Annotated in this window: 17 protein-coding genes; 14 read left to right on the forward strand and 3 right to left on the reverse strand. The window is 39.6% G+C overall.

All coding sequences use genetic code 11. The features are described from left to right. The first annotated feature begins 108 nt into the window (after positions 1-108). Together pepB and AAEY62_RS15940 are read left to right on the forward strand one after the other, a co-directional pair. Positions 109-1,404 carry an aminopeptidase PepB gene (gene pepB, locus AAEY62_RS15935; protein ID WP_024589754.1) on the forward strand — a complete coding sequence of 432 codons (1,296 nt, stop codon included), beginning with the start codon at positions 109-111 and terminating at the stop codon, positions 1,402-1,404. A 183-nt stretch (positions 1,405-1,587) separates the two neighbouring features. Further along, entirely contained in the window at positions 1,588-2,154 is a 567-nt protein-coding gene (locus tag AAEY62_RS15940; protein WP_007377478.1) for a phosphoribosyltransferase, read from the forward strand. 48 nt (positions 2,155-2,202) lie between these two features. Here the strand turns inward: AAEY62_RS15940 and AAEY62_RS15945 are convergent, their stop codons facing one another. Beyond that, positions 2,203-2,859, reverse strand: coding sequence for a Crp/Fnr family transcriptional regulator (locus tag AAEY62_RS15945; RefSeq protein WP_002962665.1), 657 nt, complete (start codon positions 2,857-2,859; stop codon positions 2,203-2,205). Between the two features lie 288 nt (positions 2,860-3,147). Here AAEY62_RS15945 and AAEY62_RS15950 point away from each other — a divergent pair, with 288 nt between their 5' ends. Then, entirely contained in the window at positions 3,148-3,384 is a 237-nt protein-coding gene (locus tag AAEY62_RS15950) for a YgjV family protein (protein WP_002962663.1), read from the forward strand. 361 nt (positions 3,385-3,745) lie between these two features. On the opposite strand, the gene rdgC is transcribed toward AAEY62_RS15950, so the two are convergent. Then, positions 3,746-4,663, reverse strand: coding sequence for a recombination-associated protein RdgC (gene rdgC / locus AAEY62_RS15955; RefSeq protein ID WP_024589755.1), 918 nt, complete (start codon positions 4,661-4,663; stop codon positions 3,746-3,748). A 102-nt stretch (positions 4,664-4,765) separates the two neighbouring features. Next, positions 4,766-6,535: a sensor histidine kinase gene (locus AAEY62_RS15960; RefSeq protein ID WP_024593692.1), complete on the reverse strand. Its 1,770-nt coding sequence runs from the start codon at positions 6,533-6,535 to the stop codon at positions 4,766-4,768. A 366-nt stretch (positions 6,536-6,901) separates the two neighbouring features. Between AAEY62_RS15960 and AAEY62_RS15965 the strand changes: the two genes are divergently transcribed. From AAEY62_RS15965 to nusB, 11 genes are all read left to right on the forward strand, one after another. Next, entirely contained in the window at positions 6,902-7,270 is a 369-nt protein-coding gene (locus AAEY62_RS15965; protein ID WP_007587152.1) for a response regulator, read from the forward strand. Positions 7,271-7,498: 228 nt separating this feature from the next. Further along, positions 7,499-9,916 (forward strand): bifunctional aspartate kinase/homoserine dehydrogenase I, encoded by a 2,418-nt coding sequence (gene thrA / locus AAEY62_RS15970; protein ID WP_350635338.1) that lies wholly within the window; start codon positions 7,499-7,501, stop codon positions 9,914-9,916. Between the two features lie 9 nt (positions 9,917-9,925). Next, on the forward strand, positions 9,926-10,861 hold the full coding sequence (gene thrB / locus AAEY62_RS15975) for a homoserine kinase (RefSeq protein ID WP_350635340.1): 936 nt from the start codon (positions 9,926-9,928) through the stop codon (positions 10,859-10,861). An 11-nt stretch (positions 10,862-10,872) separates the two neighbouring features. After that, positions 10,873-12,156 carry a threonine synthase gene (thrC, locus tag AAEY62_RS15980; protein ID WP_350635342.1) on the forward strand — a complete coding sequence of 428 codons (1,284 nt, stop codon included), beginning with the start codon at positions 10,873-10,875 and terminating at the stop codon, positions 12,154-12,156. Between the two features lie 269 nt (positions 12,157-12,425). Continuing rightward, complete coding sequence (gene glyA, locus AAEY62_RS15985; protein WP_024589760.1) at positions 12,426-13,682, forward strand: serine hydroxymethyltransferase; 1,257 nt, start codon at positions 12,426-12,428, stop codon at positions 13,680-13,682. Between the two features lie 368 nt (positions 13,683-14,050). Continuing rightward, positions 14,051-14,500, forward strand: coding sequence for a transcriptional regulator NrdR (gene nrdR / locus AAEY62_RS15990; protein ID WP_024589761.1), 450 nt, complete (start codon positions 14,051-14,053; stop codon positions 14,498-14,500). A gap of 2 nt (positions 14,501-14,502) precedes the next feature. Further along, positions 14,503-15,627, forward strand: coding sequence for a bifunctional diaminohydroxyphosphoribosylaminopyrimidine deaminase/5-amino-6-(5-phosphoribosylamino)uracil reductase RibD (ribD, locus tag AAEY62_RS15995; protein ID WP_350635344.1), 1,125 nt, complete (start codon positions 14,503-14,505; stop codon positions 15,625-15,627). Between the two features lie 27 nt (positions 15,628-15,654). Further along, positions 15,655-16,308, forward strand: a complete 654-nt coding sequence (locus tag AAEY62_RS16000) for a riboflavin synthase (RefSeq protein WP_024608327.1) — start codon at positions 15,655-15,657, stop codon at positions 16,306-16,308. Between the two features lie 29 nt (positions 16,309-16,337). After that, the gene (ribBA, locus tag AAEY62_RS16005) at positions 16,338-17,450 is read left to right on the forward strand and encodes a bifunctional 3,4-dihydroxy-2-butanone-4-phosphate synthase/GTP cyclohydrolase II (RefSeq protein ID WP_010554580.1); all 1,113 of its coding nucleotides are present in this window, start codon (positions 16,338-16,340) and stop codon (positions 17,448-17,450) included. A gap of 100 nt (positions 17,451-17,550) precedes the next feature. Continuing rightward, positions 17,551-18,015, forward strand: coding sequence for a 6,7-dimethyl-8-ribityllumazine synthase (ribH, locus tag AAEY62_RS16010; RefSeq protein ID WP_007587130.1), 465 nt, complete (start codon positions 17,551-17,553; stop codon positions 18,013-18,015). 15 nt (positions 18,016-18,030) lie between these two features. After that, positions 18,031-18,441, forward strand: coding sequence for a transcription antitermination factor NusB (nusB, locus tag AAEY62_RS16015; RefSeq protein ID WP_007587129.1), 411 nt, complete (start codon positions 18,031-18,033; stop codon positions 18,439-18,441). Positions 18,442-18,472 lie beyond the last annotated feature (31 nt).

Raw genomic sequence — 18,472 nt, forward strand, 5'->3', positions numbered from 1 at the left:
GTAAATACTGCACAGCAGTGTGGTTTATGTTATTTATCTCAAGCTGTTGGGAACTTAAGCGCTCTATAGTAAACTCGGTGGCACATTTAAGTGCAAGGGTATTCTAACATGAGTGAAAAATTTGTTGTTCAACTAAGCGAACAAGCAGCAGCGAGTCATTGGGGCGATAATGCGTCATTGTCTTTTAATGAGCGCGGTGCAACTGTTCATTTGTCTGAGCAAGAAACATTGAAAAATGTTCAAAAAGCTGGTCGTACTATTGCAATCCAAGGTATTAAAAACGTTGAATTAGCAGGCGATGCTTGGTGTACAGAAAGCCAGTGGGCTTTTTATCAAGGCTTTGTAACACCAAAATCGTTAAATGGTGTTGAGTTTGTTGATAACGCACAATCAGATATTAAAGAACTTGCTCACTTAAAAACGTCAGCAATTTGGGCACGTGAAATGGTTAACGGGACTGCCGATGACATTTACCCTGAAAGCCTTGCTGAAAAAGCGGCTGAGTTTATTCAATCATTAGCGCCTGAGCATGTAAGTTACCAAATTATTAAAGGTGATGCGTTACTAGAACAACAGTGGATTGGTATTCATGCTGTTGGTCGCGGTAGTGTTCGCCCACCAGTATTGCTTGAGCTTGATTACAACCCAACAGGCGACGAAAATGCACCAGTAAGTGCAGCGCTTGTAGGTAAAGGTATTACGTTTGACTCAGGTGGTTACTCAATTAAATCAAGCGAAGGTATGCTTGGTATGAAGTGCGACATGGGCGGCGCTGCAACAGTAACTGCAGGTTTAGCATTGGCTATTAACCGTGGTATTGAAAAACGTATTAAACTGTTTTTATGTTGTGCTGAGAACTTAATTTCGGGTCATGCATACAAATTAGGTGACATTCTTACTTATAAAAATGGCACGACAGTTGAAATTGTAAACACGGATGCTGAAGGTCGCTTAGTACTTGCAGATGGCCTAATGGCCGCAGGTGAGACTGGCGCTCCACTTATTATTGATGCAGCAACACTAACTGGCGCAGCGCTTGTTGCTGTTGGCCAAGAGTACAATGCATTATTTGCACTTGATAAAGAACTTGTACGTGAAGTTGAGAGTTTTGCATCTCAAGAAATGGAAGCTGCTTGGCCACTTCCTCTTGAAAAATGGCATCAACAAAACTGCCCATCTCCTTATGCTGATACGGCGAATAGCCGTGCACAAAAAGGTGGCGGTTATGGCGGTGCATCGAATGCTGCAGGCTTTTTATCGCGCTTTGTGCCAAACGATGGCAAAGGCTGGGTACACATAGATTTAGCGGCTGCATTTAACATGGGCAGTACAAGTCAATGGGCAGCGGGTGCAACAACTCAAGGTATGCGTACAGTTGCTCGTACTTTACAAGAAAAAGCATAATATTTACTAAATTACGCTTTTTACGCTAAAAATAGGCACCCTTGGGTGCCTATTTTTTAATTTACAGGCAAGCAATTTTATTTCATTTACGGTAAAATCAGTCGCCAATACCTGTTTGAGTTTAATTTTTGCTTAACTCTAAGCTGCGCTCAAATCTTATATCCACCACTGGGGTTTCTAATTATGTCAGATAAGTGCTACATCACAGCTCAACAGCTGCTTGAAGATTCGTTCCGCGTAGCGGCACAAGTATACCAAGATGGCTTTCGTCCTGATTTTATTATTGGTATTTGGCGAGGTGGTGCACCGATCGGTATTGCTGTTCAAGAATATTACGATTACAAAGGCATTGAGACTGACCACATTGCAGTACGTACATCGTCTTATTACGGTATTGGTAAACAGTCGAAAGAAATTAAAGTACACGGCTTACATTACATTGTAGAGAACGCAAATGCAGGTGATTCATTATTAATTGTTGATGATGTATTTGACTCAGGTCGTAGTATTGTTGCATTAAAAGAAAAGCTTTCAGAGCTTATGCGCTTAAACTTACCACGTGATATTCGTATTGCATGCCCGTACTACAAGCCAAAAAACTCAAAAGTAGACACTGTTCCAGATTATTACATTCATGAATCTGAAGAGTGGCTAGTGTTCCCGCATGAACTATCGGGTTTAACGCCGGATGAAATTATTGCTGGTAAATCTGATCTTGCGAAAATTCATGACATTTTGCTAGAGAAGTAATTAGTAATTTGCATAAATAAAAAAAGGCCATTAAGGCCTTTTTTTATTTTAAAGCTGAGCAAAGCTATCTACGTACTCACTTAGTTTTGGTATATCGACTGCTTGTAAGCCATCGTTACTTCTAAGTACCAAGCCTTTTTCTACAAGTTCTGTAACAACACGTCTGTAAGCTCGCTCAGTGGTAGCAAAGCGTTCGGCTTCAGCATTTACAGTTGGGTAGGCTCTAAGTAGCGTAGGGTTGTTGTTCTCGGCCCTTAGTAAGCAATCTTTAGCTATGTTATAGCTAAGTGGTAGTAATAACTTATCTAAATTGATTTTTTGGTTTTCCTGAAATTTAGCCGCAATAGTTTGTGCTGTGTATAAGCTTAGTTCTGGTTTTTCAAGCAGTAGAGCACGCCAATGCCTTAATTCAATAAGGTTATAAGTTACATCGCTAAAGCACGTTACCGTATAAATACATGGATTATTATTTAGCGCTTCTATTTCACCAATAAGGGTGTTGTTACAATCCAATTGTCCTAACAGCAGGCGTCGTCCATTACCTACGTCGTAACTAAACGACACAGTGCCACTGCGTACAAGCACAAGCTTGCTTAAAGGCTGATCTTGATGGATCAGAACTTCTTTTTTTGATTGTTGATAGCTGCTACCGGCAAAGGTTAAAAGCTGATCAACAAGGTAACTAGAAAAATGGTATTGAAACATCAATGTGCTCTTCGGACATTTGTCCTATTTATTACATCTTAATGACGATAGCATTAAGACACTAAGAATTTACGCTAACTTGCTACTAATATTATTAGCTTTGCTAAGAGTATTATTTTACCTTCATTTCCCGTGTAATGATTTAAGAATTTGCTGGTATTTTCCGGCAAACTTTTTCAGGTTTTTTAAGCAGGTTAGCTTTTTTATTTTGTTGTAACTTTGCAATACTTACAAGTGCCATAAGATAGCAGTACATGTAATGCTAACCTAAAGGCTAGGAGAGAACAATTGAGTTGGGAATATTTAGGTTATATTGCATCAGCTTTATTAGTTGCATCGTTAACAATGACAGATGTAGTAAAACTACGTTGGTACAACATGTTTGGTTGTATTGTATTTACTGCATACGGTGTTGCCATTGGCGCAGTGCCTGTTATTTTTACCAACGGCTTATTGTCGCTTGTAAATTTATATCACATTATAAAAATATATCGCCAACCTAAAGTTGAAGACGCTAAAAGCTAAAATAAGTTATCTGCACAAAGTAAGTTAATGGTTTTAATTAAAATCAAAAGCTTCAGTTTTTGTGCAGTCCAGCTTGAAGCGTATATAGATAATCTCATATCACTCTACATAACTTACCATGATGAACCTTTGAACCATGCTGTAATCTCCTACTTAAAAGATGATTACCTTAGGTTTTAATACGTCGATCGTTAGCTAAATACTGTTCGCGGTTTAGATATAAATAAGTGCTTCTAAATTTCATAAAAAAATCCGATAGCAGTTTACTGCTATCGGATTTTTATCTGTTATACCAACCTGCTTATATGCTATTTAATTTGTTAAATTGCTTAAATATTTATGCAGGTAGGCACTATGGTATTTACGCTTTTTCTAAATCTTCAACGTCACCTAAACCTGCAGTTAGTTCTTCAAGTAATTGCTTTATTTCTTCAGAAGCTAAAATAAAGTCAGCATCAAGTTTTAAAGCCATATCTTCTTTAGGAATATCTGCGTTTTCTTCTTTTAGAGTTTCAGAGTAGCTTAAACGTTTGATAGAGCCATCGTTTTGCAGCATAAACTTAAGACGCTCTTGCCAATCAAGTGCAAGTTTAGTTACGCGTTTACCACTTTCTAAATGCGATTTAACTTCATCACACGATAGGTCATGACCTTTAAGTTTTACTTGTGCGCCGCTGTCGTCTGCTTCTTCAAGTTCAGCATCTGAGCCAATAGCAAAACCTTCTGGTGTACTAAAGTTAGTTAACCAATCAGTTAAAAATACATCTAGGTCGTAGTTAGCAAACGCAGGTACAACCGGAAGCGTTCCTAACGATTTACGAAGTAGTGCTAGTAGCTCTTCTGCTTTATTAAAGCTGCCACTATTTACAACAACCCAACCGTTTTCTTGGTCAATAAAGGCAAATTGTAAGCTCGACTTTTTAAATGCTTGAGGTAGAAGAGTATGAAGAATGTTTTCTTTTAATTCGTCTTTTTCTTTCTTTTTAACTGGGCGGTTTTCTTCAGCTTCTATCAGATCAATTTTCTCAGCAACTAGTTCATTAATAACAGAAGCAGGGAGTACTTTTTCTTCGCGTTTAGCGCAAACTAGAATACTTTTTTGAGAAAAATGCGATAGCGTATCGCCATGTTTTCCAAACGCTTTTGTCCAACCAAATGTTGCAAGCTCTTGACCAGTACATGGGCGAAATAAATCTTGCTCTAATGCTTTATCAAAGTCTTCTTGAGTATATGAAACGTCTTGCTTAAAGCGGTAACAAATAAGGTTACTAAACCACATAGGGGAATTGATCCATTTGAAAAATTTGTACAATCATAGCAATAAAAACAGTATCTCGAAATGACTGATTTGTTACTAATAATTTAATGCATATACTTTTATTTATTCATATTTATCAAAAATAGGCAGTGGCTTAGCCATGTTCTTCGGAAATTGAATATAGTAACGCAGACCTTTGCCCGGTTCACTCGTTGCATCAATAGAGCCACTAAGGGTTTGCTTGACCAAATTAAGCATTATATGGGTGCCTAATCCGCTACCACCTTCATCGCGTTTGGTAGTAAAAAATGGGTCAAATAATTTTTTTAATTGCTCGTTGGTAACACCGTTACCGTCATCTTTGTAATCAATAGTTAAGTTAGTGTCATCAGCGCTTATTTTAATATCCATTACACCGTTGCTTTTACCTTCAAAGCCATGAATAAGTGAGTTCATAATTAGGTTAGTAAAAATTTGGCTTATAGCCCCTGCAGGTAGATTTAAAACTAAATCATCAGGACATTCTAATTTTATAGTATGGGATGTCTTTTTTAGTTTTGGGTGCAGTGAGCGTATTACTTCGTTAGTGTAATCTTTAAAGTTAATGGTTCTTACTGCTTCACTGGCTTGATCGACCGCTATTTGTTTAAAGCTAGCAATAAGCTCCGAAGCTCTATCTAAGTTAGTGGTTAGTAAGCTTGTGCTTTGCTTTGCCTCGTTAATGAACTCTTCTAGTGCTTTTGGCGAAAGTGTTTTTTCGGTATAAGCATTTTCGAGTTTATTTAAGCGTTCTTGTAAAAATGATATTGCCGTTACACCTATCCCAATAGGGGTGTTTATATCGTGTGTAATACCTGCTACAAGTCCGCCTAGCGCAGCCATTTTTTCTGTGCCTAGTAAACGTTCCTGTGCAAGGCTTAACTCTTCTATATAGCGCTGAGATTCAGTTTGCTTTGTAATTAACTCTAGCTCTGTGCTGCGGCGTAAGTCTACTTCTTCGGTGAGGACAATTTTTTGCTTTTCGAGTTCGTATTTTTGCTGCTGTAAATCCATCATTGCTTGGCTTAAGTTGGATGTTTTACGGGCTACGTCTTGTTCAAGTTGTATGTTGTGTTGATCAAGCTTTTCGTTACTTATAATGAGTTCTTTTTGGGTGTGTTCAAGCTCTTTTCTATACTGAACCACTTTATCTATTAGTTTGTTAAATGACTGCTCCATCACTTTTAGTTCATTATGTTCTTCTGTTTCTATTTCTATATGTTGACCTTCTAGCTCGTCTAGTTCTAAATTTTCTAGTTGCTCAGTGAGTTCTGCTAAAGGGTCTGTAAGAAGTTTTCTAAATGCCATTAAAAATAAGATGATCAAAAAGGTGGTTTTAATCATCGCATTACCAATCAAAAAGTAGATTGATACCATAATGCGGCTAAAAACAACTTCTCGACTTGAGAATAAGGTAACGTCACCAACTTGAGTAGCACGACCTGAAAATTCAAAAATAAGTGGAAAGGTATAACCAAATAAACCCGATTTTGCGTCTTCTAAAATAACCTCTTCTTGTACTAACTGTTGGTTATATAGCTTGTGTATATCAAGAGAGCGCCCTAGCTGTGAAATAATTTCGCCGCTGTCGTCTCGAACAATAATCCCTTCAATCATGGGAATGGCGAGTAAACCTTCTGCTGTTGTAATTGTTTGCTTGGTATTAAGCTCCCAAATTGCACGTGTTAAGCTGCGACTAAAGGTTTTTTGTAAGGTACTAAGTTCATCGCGAATATAGTCTTTAGTATTGACGTATTCAGCAAGCACTTGTCCACAGGTCACTACAAAGGTAAGCAAAAAATAGACGGATAAAACGCTAGTCAGTAGCTTCTTAGAAAGACTTTTTTGTAACATGAGTGACTTGTTCATCCTTTATTATTTTTGTAACGTTACGATAGTAATTTAAAAGTTAGTCAATAAACCTCTAAAAATAAATAAAAAAGTTAAAATTTAATAAGATAAACCCAAAAAGTGAGCGTGTAGTATCAAAGTATTTAAACCAAGGTATAAATTAATAAATTCGTTATCTGTTATGTATTGTAGGCTTAATTAGTATTTGCTTTGGTTAATTATATCTTAAACGGATTTATTCTATATTTATCATTGTATTAAATTATTAATGCGCTGAGTGCTTTGAGGCGTGTTAAAGTGTCTAAAATGCAATGGAAGGCATTAGTTTAATAACCTTTTAATAACTTTGATGGTTGTGTAGTAGTAAACATGATGAAATTTTCGATATTAGTCTGTGACGATTCTGCAGTTGCCCGTAAACAAGTCGTGCGGTGTTTAAATGAATGTATAGACGCTCAAATACAACAAGCTACAAATGGAGCGCACGCTCTAGAACTTTTACGAGCACAAAGCTTTGATTTATTGTGCTTAGACCTCACCATGCCTGAAGTTGATGGTATACAAGTACTCGAGACTATAAAAACAGAAAAAATAGAGTGCTTTGTTTTAGTTATTTCTGCTGATATACAAGAGAAAATGAAGCAACGAGTCGCACAACTTGGCGCAATAGACTTTATCGATAAACCTATCAATAAATCTAACTTAAACGAAATATTGCATAAATTTGGCATTCATTAGGTTTTTTCATGTTAAAAAAGGCTGTTTTATCTTTTAATTTAGGGTTGACAGCATAGCCTTTGTTAAGGCAGTCTTAACATATGAAAACAATTAATCGCGTACTGACCATTATTATTACAACCATCATTCTTACTGGATAGTGGCATAGGTCGGTGCAACAAATTTAAAGGCCTGTGTTCACTTAGAACACAGGCCTTTTTTCGTTTTATGGGATGAGGAACATAAACAATGCGAGTTTTAAAATTTGGTGGGTCTTCGCTTGCCGACTATGCATGCTTACAACAGGTAGCTCAGCTAGTTAAAGCACAATTAAAAGATGAAATGCTTTTGGTACTTTCTGCTCCCGGTGGAATGACCGATTCGCTAGTCGCACTTGCAAGTGCTGCAGAACAAGGCTTAGATTTTTCGCAGCAATGGCAAACATTAGTTAGCCGCTGTGAAGGTTTGAAAGCTGACGTTGAAAAAAGTGGTGTAGTAGTTACAAGTTGGCCAAACTTAGGCGAGCTTAAAAATAAACTAGATGGCGTGTCACTTATACAATGTTGCCCTGATCAGGTTCGCGCATTTGTAATTAGCTTTGGAGAGCGCGTTAGTGTTTCTTTAATGCAGGCTTTATTGAACTCGCACGATGCAAGATACTTAGAAGCAACAAGCTGTATCGCTTCAACTGGCGGTTATATCGACGCCGAGGCTGATTTAGTAACAAGTAAAGCGCGCTTTCAAGCTGTGCTTAAAGAAAGCCCTGCAACTATCTATATCATGCCTGGTTTTACAGCGAGTAATGACAAAGGTGAACTTACAACGCTTGGCCGTAATGGCTCAGACTACTCAGCAGCAATTGCAGCAGCATGTTTAGAAGCTGAAATTTGCCAAATTTGGACAGACGTTGATGGTGTATACAGTGCTGATCCTCGTTATATTAAAAAAGCGACTAAAGTAGATTTTTTATCTTATAAAGAAGCGATGGAGCTTTCTTACTTTGGTGCAAAAGTACTTCACCCTAAAACAATTTTGCCGTGTGCTAAAGCCGGCGTGCCGTGCGAAATTAAAAATACGCATAACCCAGACGCACAAGGCTCATTAATTGGTAACGATTATTCATCAGATGAGCCAGTAAAAGCGCTTTCGAGCCTACAAGACCTTGCAATGCTAACTGTCTCAGGGCCAGGCATGAAAGGCAAAGTAGGTATGGCGTCTAAGGTATTTAACGCGCTTGCTCACGATAATGTATCAATTGTATTGATCACGCAGTCATCATGCGAATTTAGTATTAGCTTTTGTGTACACGAAACAGACCTAGCACTTGCACTTGATGCGCTACAAACTGCATTTGAACTTGAATTACAAGCAGGGCTTATTGAGCCTGTACAAGTGCAGCGCAATTTAGCCATTGTTACTTTAGTGGGCGATAACATGCGCGCGCACCGTGGCTTAGCGGCTAAGTTTTTTGCATCGCTTGCACAAGCGCAAGTAAACATTGTGGCAATTGCACAGGATTCTACAGAAAGTGCTATCTCAGCAGTAATTGATGGCGAACTTTGTAACGACGCCGTAAAAATATGCCATGAAAACTTTTTCACGCATGTGCCGTCAATTGATGTGTTTTTACTAGGTTGTGGCTTAGTAGGGCAAGAGCTTATTAATCAGCTTGAGCGCCAGCAAGCGTGGCTTGAAAAACGTAATATTAAACTTAATTTGTATGGTGTTGCTAACTCTCGTCAATTACACCTTGATAGTGAAGGTATTGCTTTTGGTGATTGGCAGCAAAAATTGGCCTCATCTGAGCAGGCGTTTGATTTAAAACTGGTAGAGCAGTTTGTTAAGCAAAATCATTTAGTAAACCCTGTGCTTGTTGATTGTACGTCGTCGGATGCACTTGCTGCGCAGTATGTAGACTTTTTAAATGCAGGTTTTCATGTGGTTGCTGCCAATAAAAAAGCAACAACAAGCTCATACACGTATTACCAAGATTTAATTGCAGCAACGCAAAAGAATAATCGTAAATTTTTATACGAAACAAACGTTGGTGCAGGCTTACCAGTAATCGACAACTTACAGTCGTTATTTGGTGCCGGTGATGAGTTATTAGAGTTTAGCGGTATTTTATCAGGTTCACTTTCGTATATGTTTGGCGCACTTCAAGATGGTTTATCACTTTCTGAGGCAACTATTAAAGCCAAAGAAAGTGGCTTTACTGAGCCAGATCCTCGTGATGATTTATCGGGTACCGATGTCGCACGTAAGTTATTGATCATTGCTCGCGAAGCCGGTATGAAATTAGAGCTAAGCGATATTGAAGTTGAGTCAGTATTACCACCAGGTTTTGCACAAGGTGATAGCGTTGATGAGTTTATGGCAAAACTACCAAGTTTAGATGCTGATTTTAACGACCGTATCAAAAGCGCTGCGAGCGAGGGTAGGGTACTTCGCTATGTAGGCACAATTAAAGAAGGCCACTGTAAAGTAGGTATTGAAGCGGTAGATGCAAAGCATGCGCTTAGTGTCATTCGTGATGGTGAAAACGCACTGGCTATTTTAAGCCAATACTACCAGCCACGTCCGTTTGTAATTCGTGGTTATGGCGCCGGCTCGGAAGTAACAGCCGCGGGTGTATTTGCTGATATTTTAAAAACGTTATCGCGCTAGGAGCTCGTTATGATTGAAGTATATGCTCCGGCGTCTATTGGTAATTTTGCAGTGGGTTTTGATGCACTTGGCGCAGCGCTTGCGCCAATTGATGGCCGTTTGTTAGGTGATGTAGCCGTTGTAAGCGCAGCACCAAGCGACGAATTTATTTGCACAGGCGAGTACGCTCACAAGTTACCAAGTGATGCTAATGAAAATTTAGCGTACCAGTGCTTAGTGCATTTTAGAGCGCATGTTGCGCCTACTATGCCAAGCGTAAAGCTCGAGCTTAAAAAGAACTTACCAATTGGCTCAGGGCTTGGCTCTAGTGCATGTTCGGTCGTGGCTACTTTTGCTGCCCTTGATAAGTTTGCAAAAACTAATTTAAGCCAGGTTGAGCTAATTGAGCTTATGGCTGACTTTGAAGCTGTGGTGAGCGGCGGTCGTCATTACGATAACATCACGCCATGTTATTTAGGTGGTTTGCAGCTAACGGGTGATTTAATTCCTGATAAATCGATTGCACTTCCGGTTGATGAAAACTGGTATTACGTAGCTGCGTTTCCTGGTTTTTCACTTAATACAGCAAAAGCGCGTTCTGTTTTACCAAAAGAGTTGAGCATGCATGCAAGTGTTGAGTTTGCGCAGCGTTTATCGGCATTTAGTAGCTTACTGTTAACTAATCGTTTTGACGATGCGCTAAGCATAATGAAAGATGAAATAGCAGAACCTTACCGCGCACCGCTCATTAAAGGCTTTAGTGAAGCCAAAGCAAGCTTGCCAGCACTGGGCGCTGAAATAGTCAGTATTTCGGGCGCAGGACCAACCTTATTTACTGTGTGTAAAACACTTGAAGCTGCACAGCAATGCGCGCAGTGGTTAGAAACCAATTACATTAACGAGCAAGGCTTTTGCCACATTTGTAAATTAGATAACGACGGCACGCGTCAATTAACAGTTTTATAGGATAGTTAGTCATGCAATTACATAATTTAAAAGATAGCTCACAAAAAGTGTCGTTCGTTGAAGCCGTAAAAACAGGTTTGGGTCGTAACCAAGGTGTATTTTTCCCAGAATCACTGGCCCCACTGTCCGATGTTGATGCATTGCTTGATATGGACTTTGTTACGCGCAGCGGCAAAATATTATCGCACCTAATTGGTGATGAGCTACCAAGCGATACTGTGGCAAAAATGGTTAAAAATGCATTTAACTTTCCCGTTAAGCTGGTGGAAGTTGAAGAGAACACATACTGTTTAGAGCTGTTTCATGGTCCTACACTTGCGTTTAAAGACTTTGGTGGTCGCTTTATGGCAGAGTGTTTAACGCAGTTTAACAAAGACGAGAAAGTAACTATTTTAACAGCAACATCGGGCGATACCGGTGCAGCTGTAGCGCATGCTTTTTACAATAAACCAAATATCGATGTTGTTATTTTATACCCTAAAGGCAAAATTTCACTTGCTCAGCAAAAGCTATTTACTACGCTAGGTAACAATATTCATTGTTACGCAGTTGAGGGCAGCTTTGATGATTGCCAAGAGTTAGTTAAAAATGCCTTTTTAGATGAAGAAGTTAAATCAACACTTGGGCTTAACTCAGCTAATTCAATTAATATTAGCCGTTTAGTTGCTCAGGTTTGTTACTACTTTGAAGCCATTGCACTGCTACCAAAAGAAAAGCGCGCAACAGCGCATATATCAGTGCCAAGTGGTAATTTTGGTAATGTGTGCGCCGCAATGATTGGTGCGGTTATTGGTTTACCTGTTGGCAAATTAAGTGCAACAACAAATCAAAATGATACTGTGCCGCGCTTTATGCTTGATAAAAACTGGACGCCAAACGCAACGCTTGAGTCGCTTTCAAATGCGATGGATGTAAGTAAGCCAAACAATTGGCCGCGTGTACAAACAATGTTAGATAATAACTGGTTTAGCTACGATAATTTTTATTCAACAAGCGTAAACGAGCAAGACACGCAAGCCGTGATGAAAAAAATTCAACAAAATGGCTATGTTGCAGAGCCTCATACTGCTATTGCTTACCAAGGTCTTGTTGAAAATCGTGCACCTGGTGCAGCGGGTATCTTTTTAGCGACAGCTCATCCTGCTAAGTTTAAAGAAAGCGTAGAGGGTATTCTAAATATTGAATTAGGTATGCCAAAACCACTTGCTGATGCACTAGCAAAACCATGCCTAGCAAGCGATATGAACGCCGATTACGACGCGTTACGTACCGAAATGCTCGCTAAATTAGGCTAAGCTAAATTACAAGTAAAAGCGGCTTGAGCCGCTTTTTTTATAACTTTATACGGATGAATACACTTAGTTATATTTACTAATTAAATGTAGTAAATATAATTCATTTAAAATTATTATGGCTTTATAAAAAAATATCATCTTAAAAGAGCTGTGAAATAGTTTCAATCCCTGTTTAAATATCCTCAACTTAAGAGCGTAGGCAAAGAGTCGTTTAAAGCGTACAATAAAGCCTCTAAAAAACACCATACACGTTGCCCTAGGAGACCCCAATGTTAGAACGTAGCATGAATATTTCGGATTTTGATCCAGAGTTATTTGACGCGATAACCAAAGAAACTGCTCGCCAAGAAGAGCATATCGAACTAATCGCTTCAGAAAACTACTGTAGCCCACGCGTACTAGAAGCGCAGGGTTCACAGCTTACAAACAAATACGCAGAAGGTTACCCAGGCAAACGTTATTATGGCGGTTGTGAGCATGTAGATGTTGTTGAGCAATTAGCAATTGACCGTGCTAACGAATTATTTGGTTCTGACTACGCAAACGTACAGCCACATGCTGGTTCGCAAGCAAATGCTGCTGTTTTCCTAGCATTATTAGACGCTGGCGATACTGTATTAGGTATGAGCTTAGCTCATGGTGGTCACTTAACTCACGGTTCTCACGTAAGTTTCTCTGGTAAGCTTTACAATGCAATCCAATACGGACTAGATGAAGCAACGGGCGAAATTGATTACGCACAAGTTGAAGCACTAGCACTTGAGCACAAACCAAAAATGATTATTGGTGGTTTCTCAGCGTACTCAGGTATTGTTGATTGGGCTAAATTCCGTGAAATTGCTGACAAAATCGGTGCTTATCTGTTTGTTGATATGGCTCACGTTGCGGGTTTAATTGCGGCAGGCGTTTACCCAAGCCCTGTTCCTCATGCACACGTTGTAACTACAACTACGCATAAAACACTTGCAGGCCCTCGTGGTGGTTTGATTATTTCTGCATGTGGCGACGAAGCAATCTACAAAAAGCTTAACAGCGCTGTTTTCCCTGGTGGCCAAGGCGGTCCTTTATGTCATGTTATTGCAGCAAAAGCAGTGGCATTTAAAGAAGCACTTCAACCAGAGTTTAAAGTATACCAAACACAAGTTGTTAAAAACGCAAAAGCAATGGTTGCTGTAATGCAAGAGCGCGGCTACAAAATCGTTTCTGACAAAACTGAAAACCACTTATTTTTACTTGATTTAATCGATAAAGATATCACTGGTAAAGATGCAGACGCAGCCCTAGGCAACGCTAACATCACAGTTAATAAAAACTCAGTACCGAACGATCCACGCTCACCATTTGTAACATCTGGTTTGCGTATTGGTTCTCCTGCAATTACTCGTCGTGGTTTTAAAGAAGAAGAATCAAAAGAGCTTGCTGGCTGGATTTGTGACGTACTAGATAACATCACTGATGAATCTGTACAGGCGCAAGTTAAAGAAAAAGTAAAAGCAATTTGTGCAAAATTACCTGTATACGCTTAATTGCATAAGCGGCAGTAATTTAGAGCACATAAGCTAGGGGCCTGTTTATCTTTCGAGGTTTAATTTGCAGTAGTATGTTTGGCTTTTAAGCAAGGCAGAGTCTATGTAGTGTGGTTACTCCACACAAATAGGCGATAACGCAGCATAAATGCCAAACATGCACTGCCCTCGGGTTCGTTCTAGGGGCGATTTACTCTTTGTTGCTCGATTTTTACTTAGCCCACTAGGTTACAAATCTCGAGCCGCGATTAAATCACCCCTAGATAGAACAAATTTAATCCTGAAAGGTCAACAGGCCCTATTTTTTTGCTAAGATAAAAGACCGCTATTTAGCGGTCTTTTTTGTTTTAAAACGGAAGTACCGAGCTATGCATTGTCCATTTTGTACCGCAAAAGATACTAAAGTTATTGACTCACGCCTTGTTGGCGGAGGCCATCAAGTTCGCAGGCGTCGTGAGTGTAACGACTGCCACGAGCGCTTTACTACATTTGAAGGCGCTGAACTGGTTATGCCTCGTGTTATTAAACAAGACGGCAGCCGCGAACCATTTAACGAAGATAAATTATTAAATGGCTTAAATCGCGCACTCGAAAAACGCCCAGTGAGCACCGAGCAAGTAGACGAAGTAGTGAATATAATAAAATCGCAACTACGCGCAACGGGTGAGCGAGAAATTTCAAGCCATTTGGTGGGTGAATACATTATGGAAGCCCTCAAAAAGCTCGATAAAGTAGCGTACGTAAGATTTGCCTCTGTTTATCGCTCGTTTGAAGATATACGCGAATTTGGCGAAGAAATTGCCCGCTTAGGGGAGTAACAATGCAAAGCCAAACTACTTTTACCGAACATGATGAAATGTATATGGCACGCGCCATAGAACTTGCCAAAAAAGGCCGGTTTACTACCACGCCTAACCCTAATGTTGGCTGTGTATTAGTTAAAAATAATCAAATAATTGGTGAGGGTTTTCATCAATTAGCAGGTCAAGGCCATGCAGAAGTAAATGCACTGGCAATAGCTGGCAATAATGCACAAGGTGCAACGGCTTATGTAACGCTTGAACCGTGTAGTCATTATGGGCGTACGCCACCGTGTGCTGAAGGTTTAAAAAAGGCGGGCGTTGTAAAAGTAATTGCCGCTATGGTTGATACAAACCCACAAGTTGCAGGCAAAGGCCTTAAAATACTGAGCGATGCAGGTATTGAAGTTGCTTATGGATTACTTGAATCACAAGCTCGCGCACTTAACGTTGGCTTTTTTAAGCGAATGGAACAAGGCTTACCTTATGTGACCTGTAAAATGGCAGCAAGCATAGATGGTAAAACAGCGCTTAAAAATGGGCAAAGTAAGTGGATAACAAGTCCCGCTGCTCGCCAAGACGTACAATTATACCGAGCGCAAAGCTGCGCTATTTTAACCGGTGCCGATACCGTGTTAGTAGACGATGCTAAACTTAATGTGCGACTAAGCGAGTTGCCTTGCACGCTACCTACCGATTTACCGCTTCGCCAGCCCGTGCGTGTTATAATTGACTCACAGAATCGCTTAACGCCCAACCTTGCTTTATTTAAAATCCAAAGTGATGTAATAATATTTACGACTAAGGTTGATAAATCACTGCAATGGCCGCATTTTGTAAAGCATATTGAAGTAAGTGAAAGTAACGGCAAAGTTGATTTACAGGCTGTTTTAGAAAAGCTTGGGCAACTGCAGTTTAATAATGTTTGGCTTGAGAGCGGAGCAACACTTGCTGGTAAAATGACAGAACTTGATTTAGTTGACGAGTTTGTTTTTTATTTGGCGCCTAAATTAATGGGCCATGATGCAAAAAGTTTAGTTAATTTTCCTGAATTGACGAGTATGCAAAACACCGTTGATTTAACATTTAATGAATGTGCGCGCATTGGTGACGATTTACGTATCACCGCGTTAAAAACTCATTAAAATCACTTAATAAAAAAGAGTAGCGCTATGTTTACTGGGATAATAGAAGCCACAGGCAAAATTGCTTTATTACAAAAAAAACAAGGCGACTTAGCCATTCGTATCCAAAGTGCTGACCTTGATATGGAAGACGTAAAGCTAGGCGACAGCATTGCAACCAATGGCGTTTGCTTAACCGTAGTTGATAAACATATTGACGGTTTTAGTGCTGATTTATCTAACGAGACGATTGGTTTAACCGGTTTTGCTCACTATGCTTTAGGGCAAACGGTTAATCTTGAAAAAGCCATGCAACCTGTTTCGCGTTTGGGCGGTCATTTAGTATCTGGCCATGTTGATGGCATAGCAACTATCACAAGCATTACAGCAAACGCTCGAGCAACAGAATATTGGCTTACAACTGACGAAAATTTAATGAAATACATTCCGTACAAAGGTTCGGTATGTATTGATGGTATAAGCCTGACAGTAAACGCTGTAGAAGGTAATAAATTCAAATTAACAATTGTCCCACATACGAGTGAGCAAACCACAATTGCTCACTTTAAAGTAGGCACTCAAGTTAATTTAGAAGTCGATCAAATTGCACGTTATTTAGAGCGCCTTATAAAAGGTGCAGAGCAACCAACGGGCTCTGATATTTCGATGAGCTTACTCGCTAAAGCGGGTTTTATTAAATAACGAAACTGATAACTTACACGAGCAAATTTATGAATTTACACAGCGCACAAGAAATCATCGACGATATTAAAGCCGGTAAAATGGTTATTTTAATGGATGATGAAGATAGAGAGAATGAAGGCGATTTAATTATTGCCGCAGAGCATATTAGCGCACAAGCTATTAATTTTATGGCGACTCATGGCCGTGGTTTAATTTGTTTAACTATGACGCAAGAGCGTTGTGAGCAACTTGATTTACCGTTAATGGTTAAAAATAATGGTGCTGCATTTTCGACTAACTTTACAATGTCGATAGAAGCATCAAAGGGTGTTACTACAGGTATTTCAGCAGCAGATAGAGCGCGTACAGTGCAAGCGGCTATAGCTAAAGGCGCAGTACCAAGTGATATCGTGCAGCCTGGTCATATTTTTCCAATTATGGCACAACCTGGCGGCGTATTAACTCGCGCAGGACATACTGAAGCTGGCTGTGATTTAGCGCGTTTAGCTGGGCTTGAAGCATCATCTGTTATTGTTGAAATACTTAATGCCGATGGCACCATGGCGCGTCGCCCTGATTTAGAAGTTTTTGCGAAAGAGCATGATATTAAAATTGGTACTATTGCTGATTTAATCGAATACCGTAACTTAAATGAAACAACAATTGAGCAAGTTGCAAAATGTAAGTTACCAACTATTCACGGTGAATTTGATTTAGTTACTTACAAAGACACAATTGACGGCCAATTACATTACGTATTGCTTAAAGGCGATATAAAAGAGCAAGAACCGACAAATGTACGTGTACATTTGCAAAGTACCTTTAACGATATCCTACTTTCAGATAGAAGTGCTGACCGTAGTTGGGGCCTTTCAGAAGCAATGGCTTATATCGCTAAAAATGAAGGTGCTTTAGTTATTTTAGGTAAGCAAGAAAGCACTGAAGAATTAGAGGCAACTGTAAAAGCATTCGCAGCAGCTGATGCTGGCGAAAGCGTTACGCCTCGTAAATTCAAAGGTACATCTCGTACTGTTGGCGTAGGCTCGCAAATACTTGCAGATCTTGGAATTAAACAAATGCGATTAATGAGTCGCCCTAAAAAGTACCATGCACTTTCGGGCTTTCATTTAGAAGTTGTTGATTATGTTGAGCCACAATAAGCATCACGCTTAAACTAGGCTATTATTTTATTTTTATGGTATGATGCGCAGCAATTTTTGCGCAATCGCAACCGCTTGAACTTATTTTTAGGGTTATCAAATGAAAATTATTGAAGGTAGTAAGTACGCTCCTGGCAAAAAGTTTGCCATTGTCATTTCTCGTTTTAATGACTTTATCGGTAGCAGCCTCCTTGCAGGTGCTGTTGATGAGCTAAAACGCACTGGTGGCGTATCTGATGACGACATTACCGTTATTTATGTACCAGGCGCGGTAGAATTACCTTTAGCGGCTAAACGCGTTGCGGCAAAAAAAGAGTATGATGCAATCATCGCATTAGGCGTAGTGATCAGAGGTGGTACACCACACTTTGACCTAGTTGCTGGCGAATCAAACAAAGGTCTTGCGCAAGTATCACTTGAGTATGATATCCCGGTTGCATTTGGCGTATTAACCACAGAAAGCATTGAACAAGCAATTGAGCGTGCTGGCACCAAAATGGGCAATAAAGGCGGCGAAGCTGCTTTAGGCGCGCTTGAAATGGTTAATGTGTTAGATAAAATTTAAGTTTAAGGAATTTTTGTGAAACCAGCAGCAAGACGTAAAGCACGTATCTTAGCACTCCAAGCCGTTTATTCTTGGCAAATAAGTGGCAATTTAATTGCCGATATCGAACAACAAATGTTGATCGAAACAGACGTTACTAAAATTGATGTTGAATACTTTAAAGATTTAGCGACGGGTGTTGCTGTAAATTATAAGCAACTAGACGAAGCTGTATCACCACATTTAACACGTCCGTTTAATGACTTAGATATGGTTGAGCGCGCAATTTTACGTTTAAGCAGCTATGAGCTTAAATTCCGTGAAGATGTACCTTATAAAGTTGCTATCAACGAAGGTATTGAGCTGGCCAAAATATTTGGCGCTGAAGACAGCCATAAATTTGTAAACGGTGTACTTGATAAAGCTGTTAAGCATTTACGCAAGTAAGTAAACCGTTAAAGAGGGGAGCCGGCATAGG

Source organism: Pseudoalteromonas sp. GW168-MNA-CIBAN-0100 (assembly GCF_040309225.1).
GTDB classification, from domain to species: Bacteria; Pseudomonadota; Gammaproteobacteria; order Enterobacterales; family Alteromonadaceae; genus Pseudoalteromonas; species Pseudoalteromonas arctica.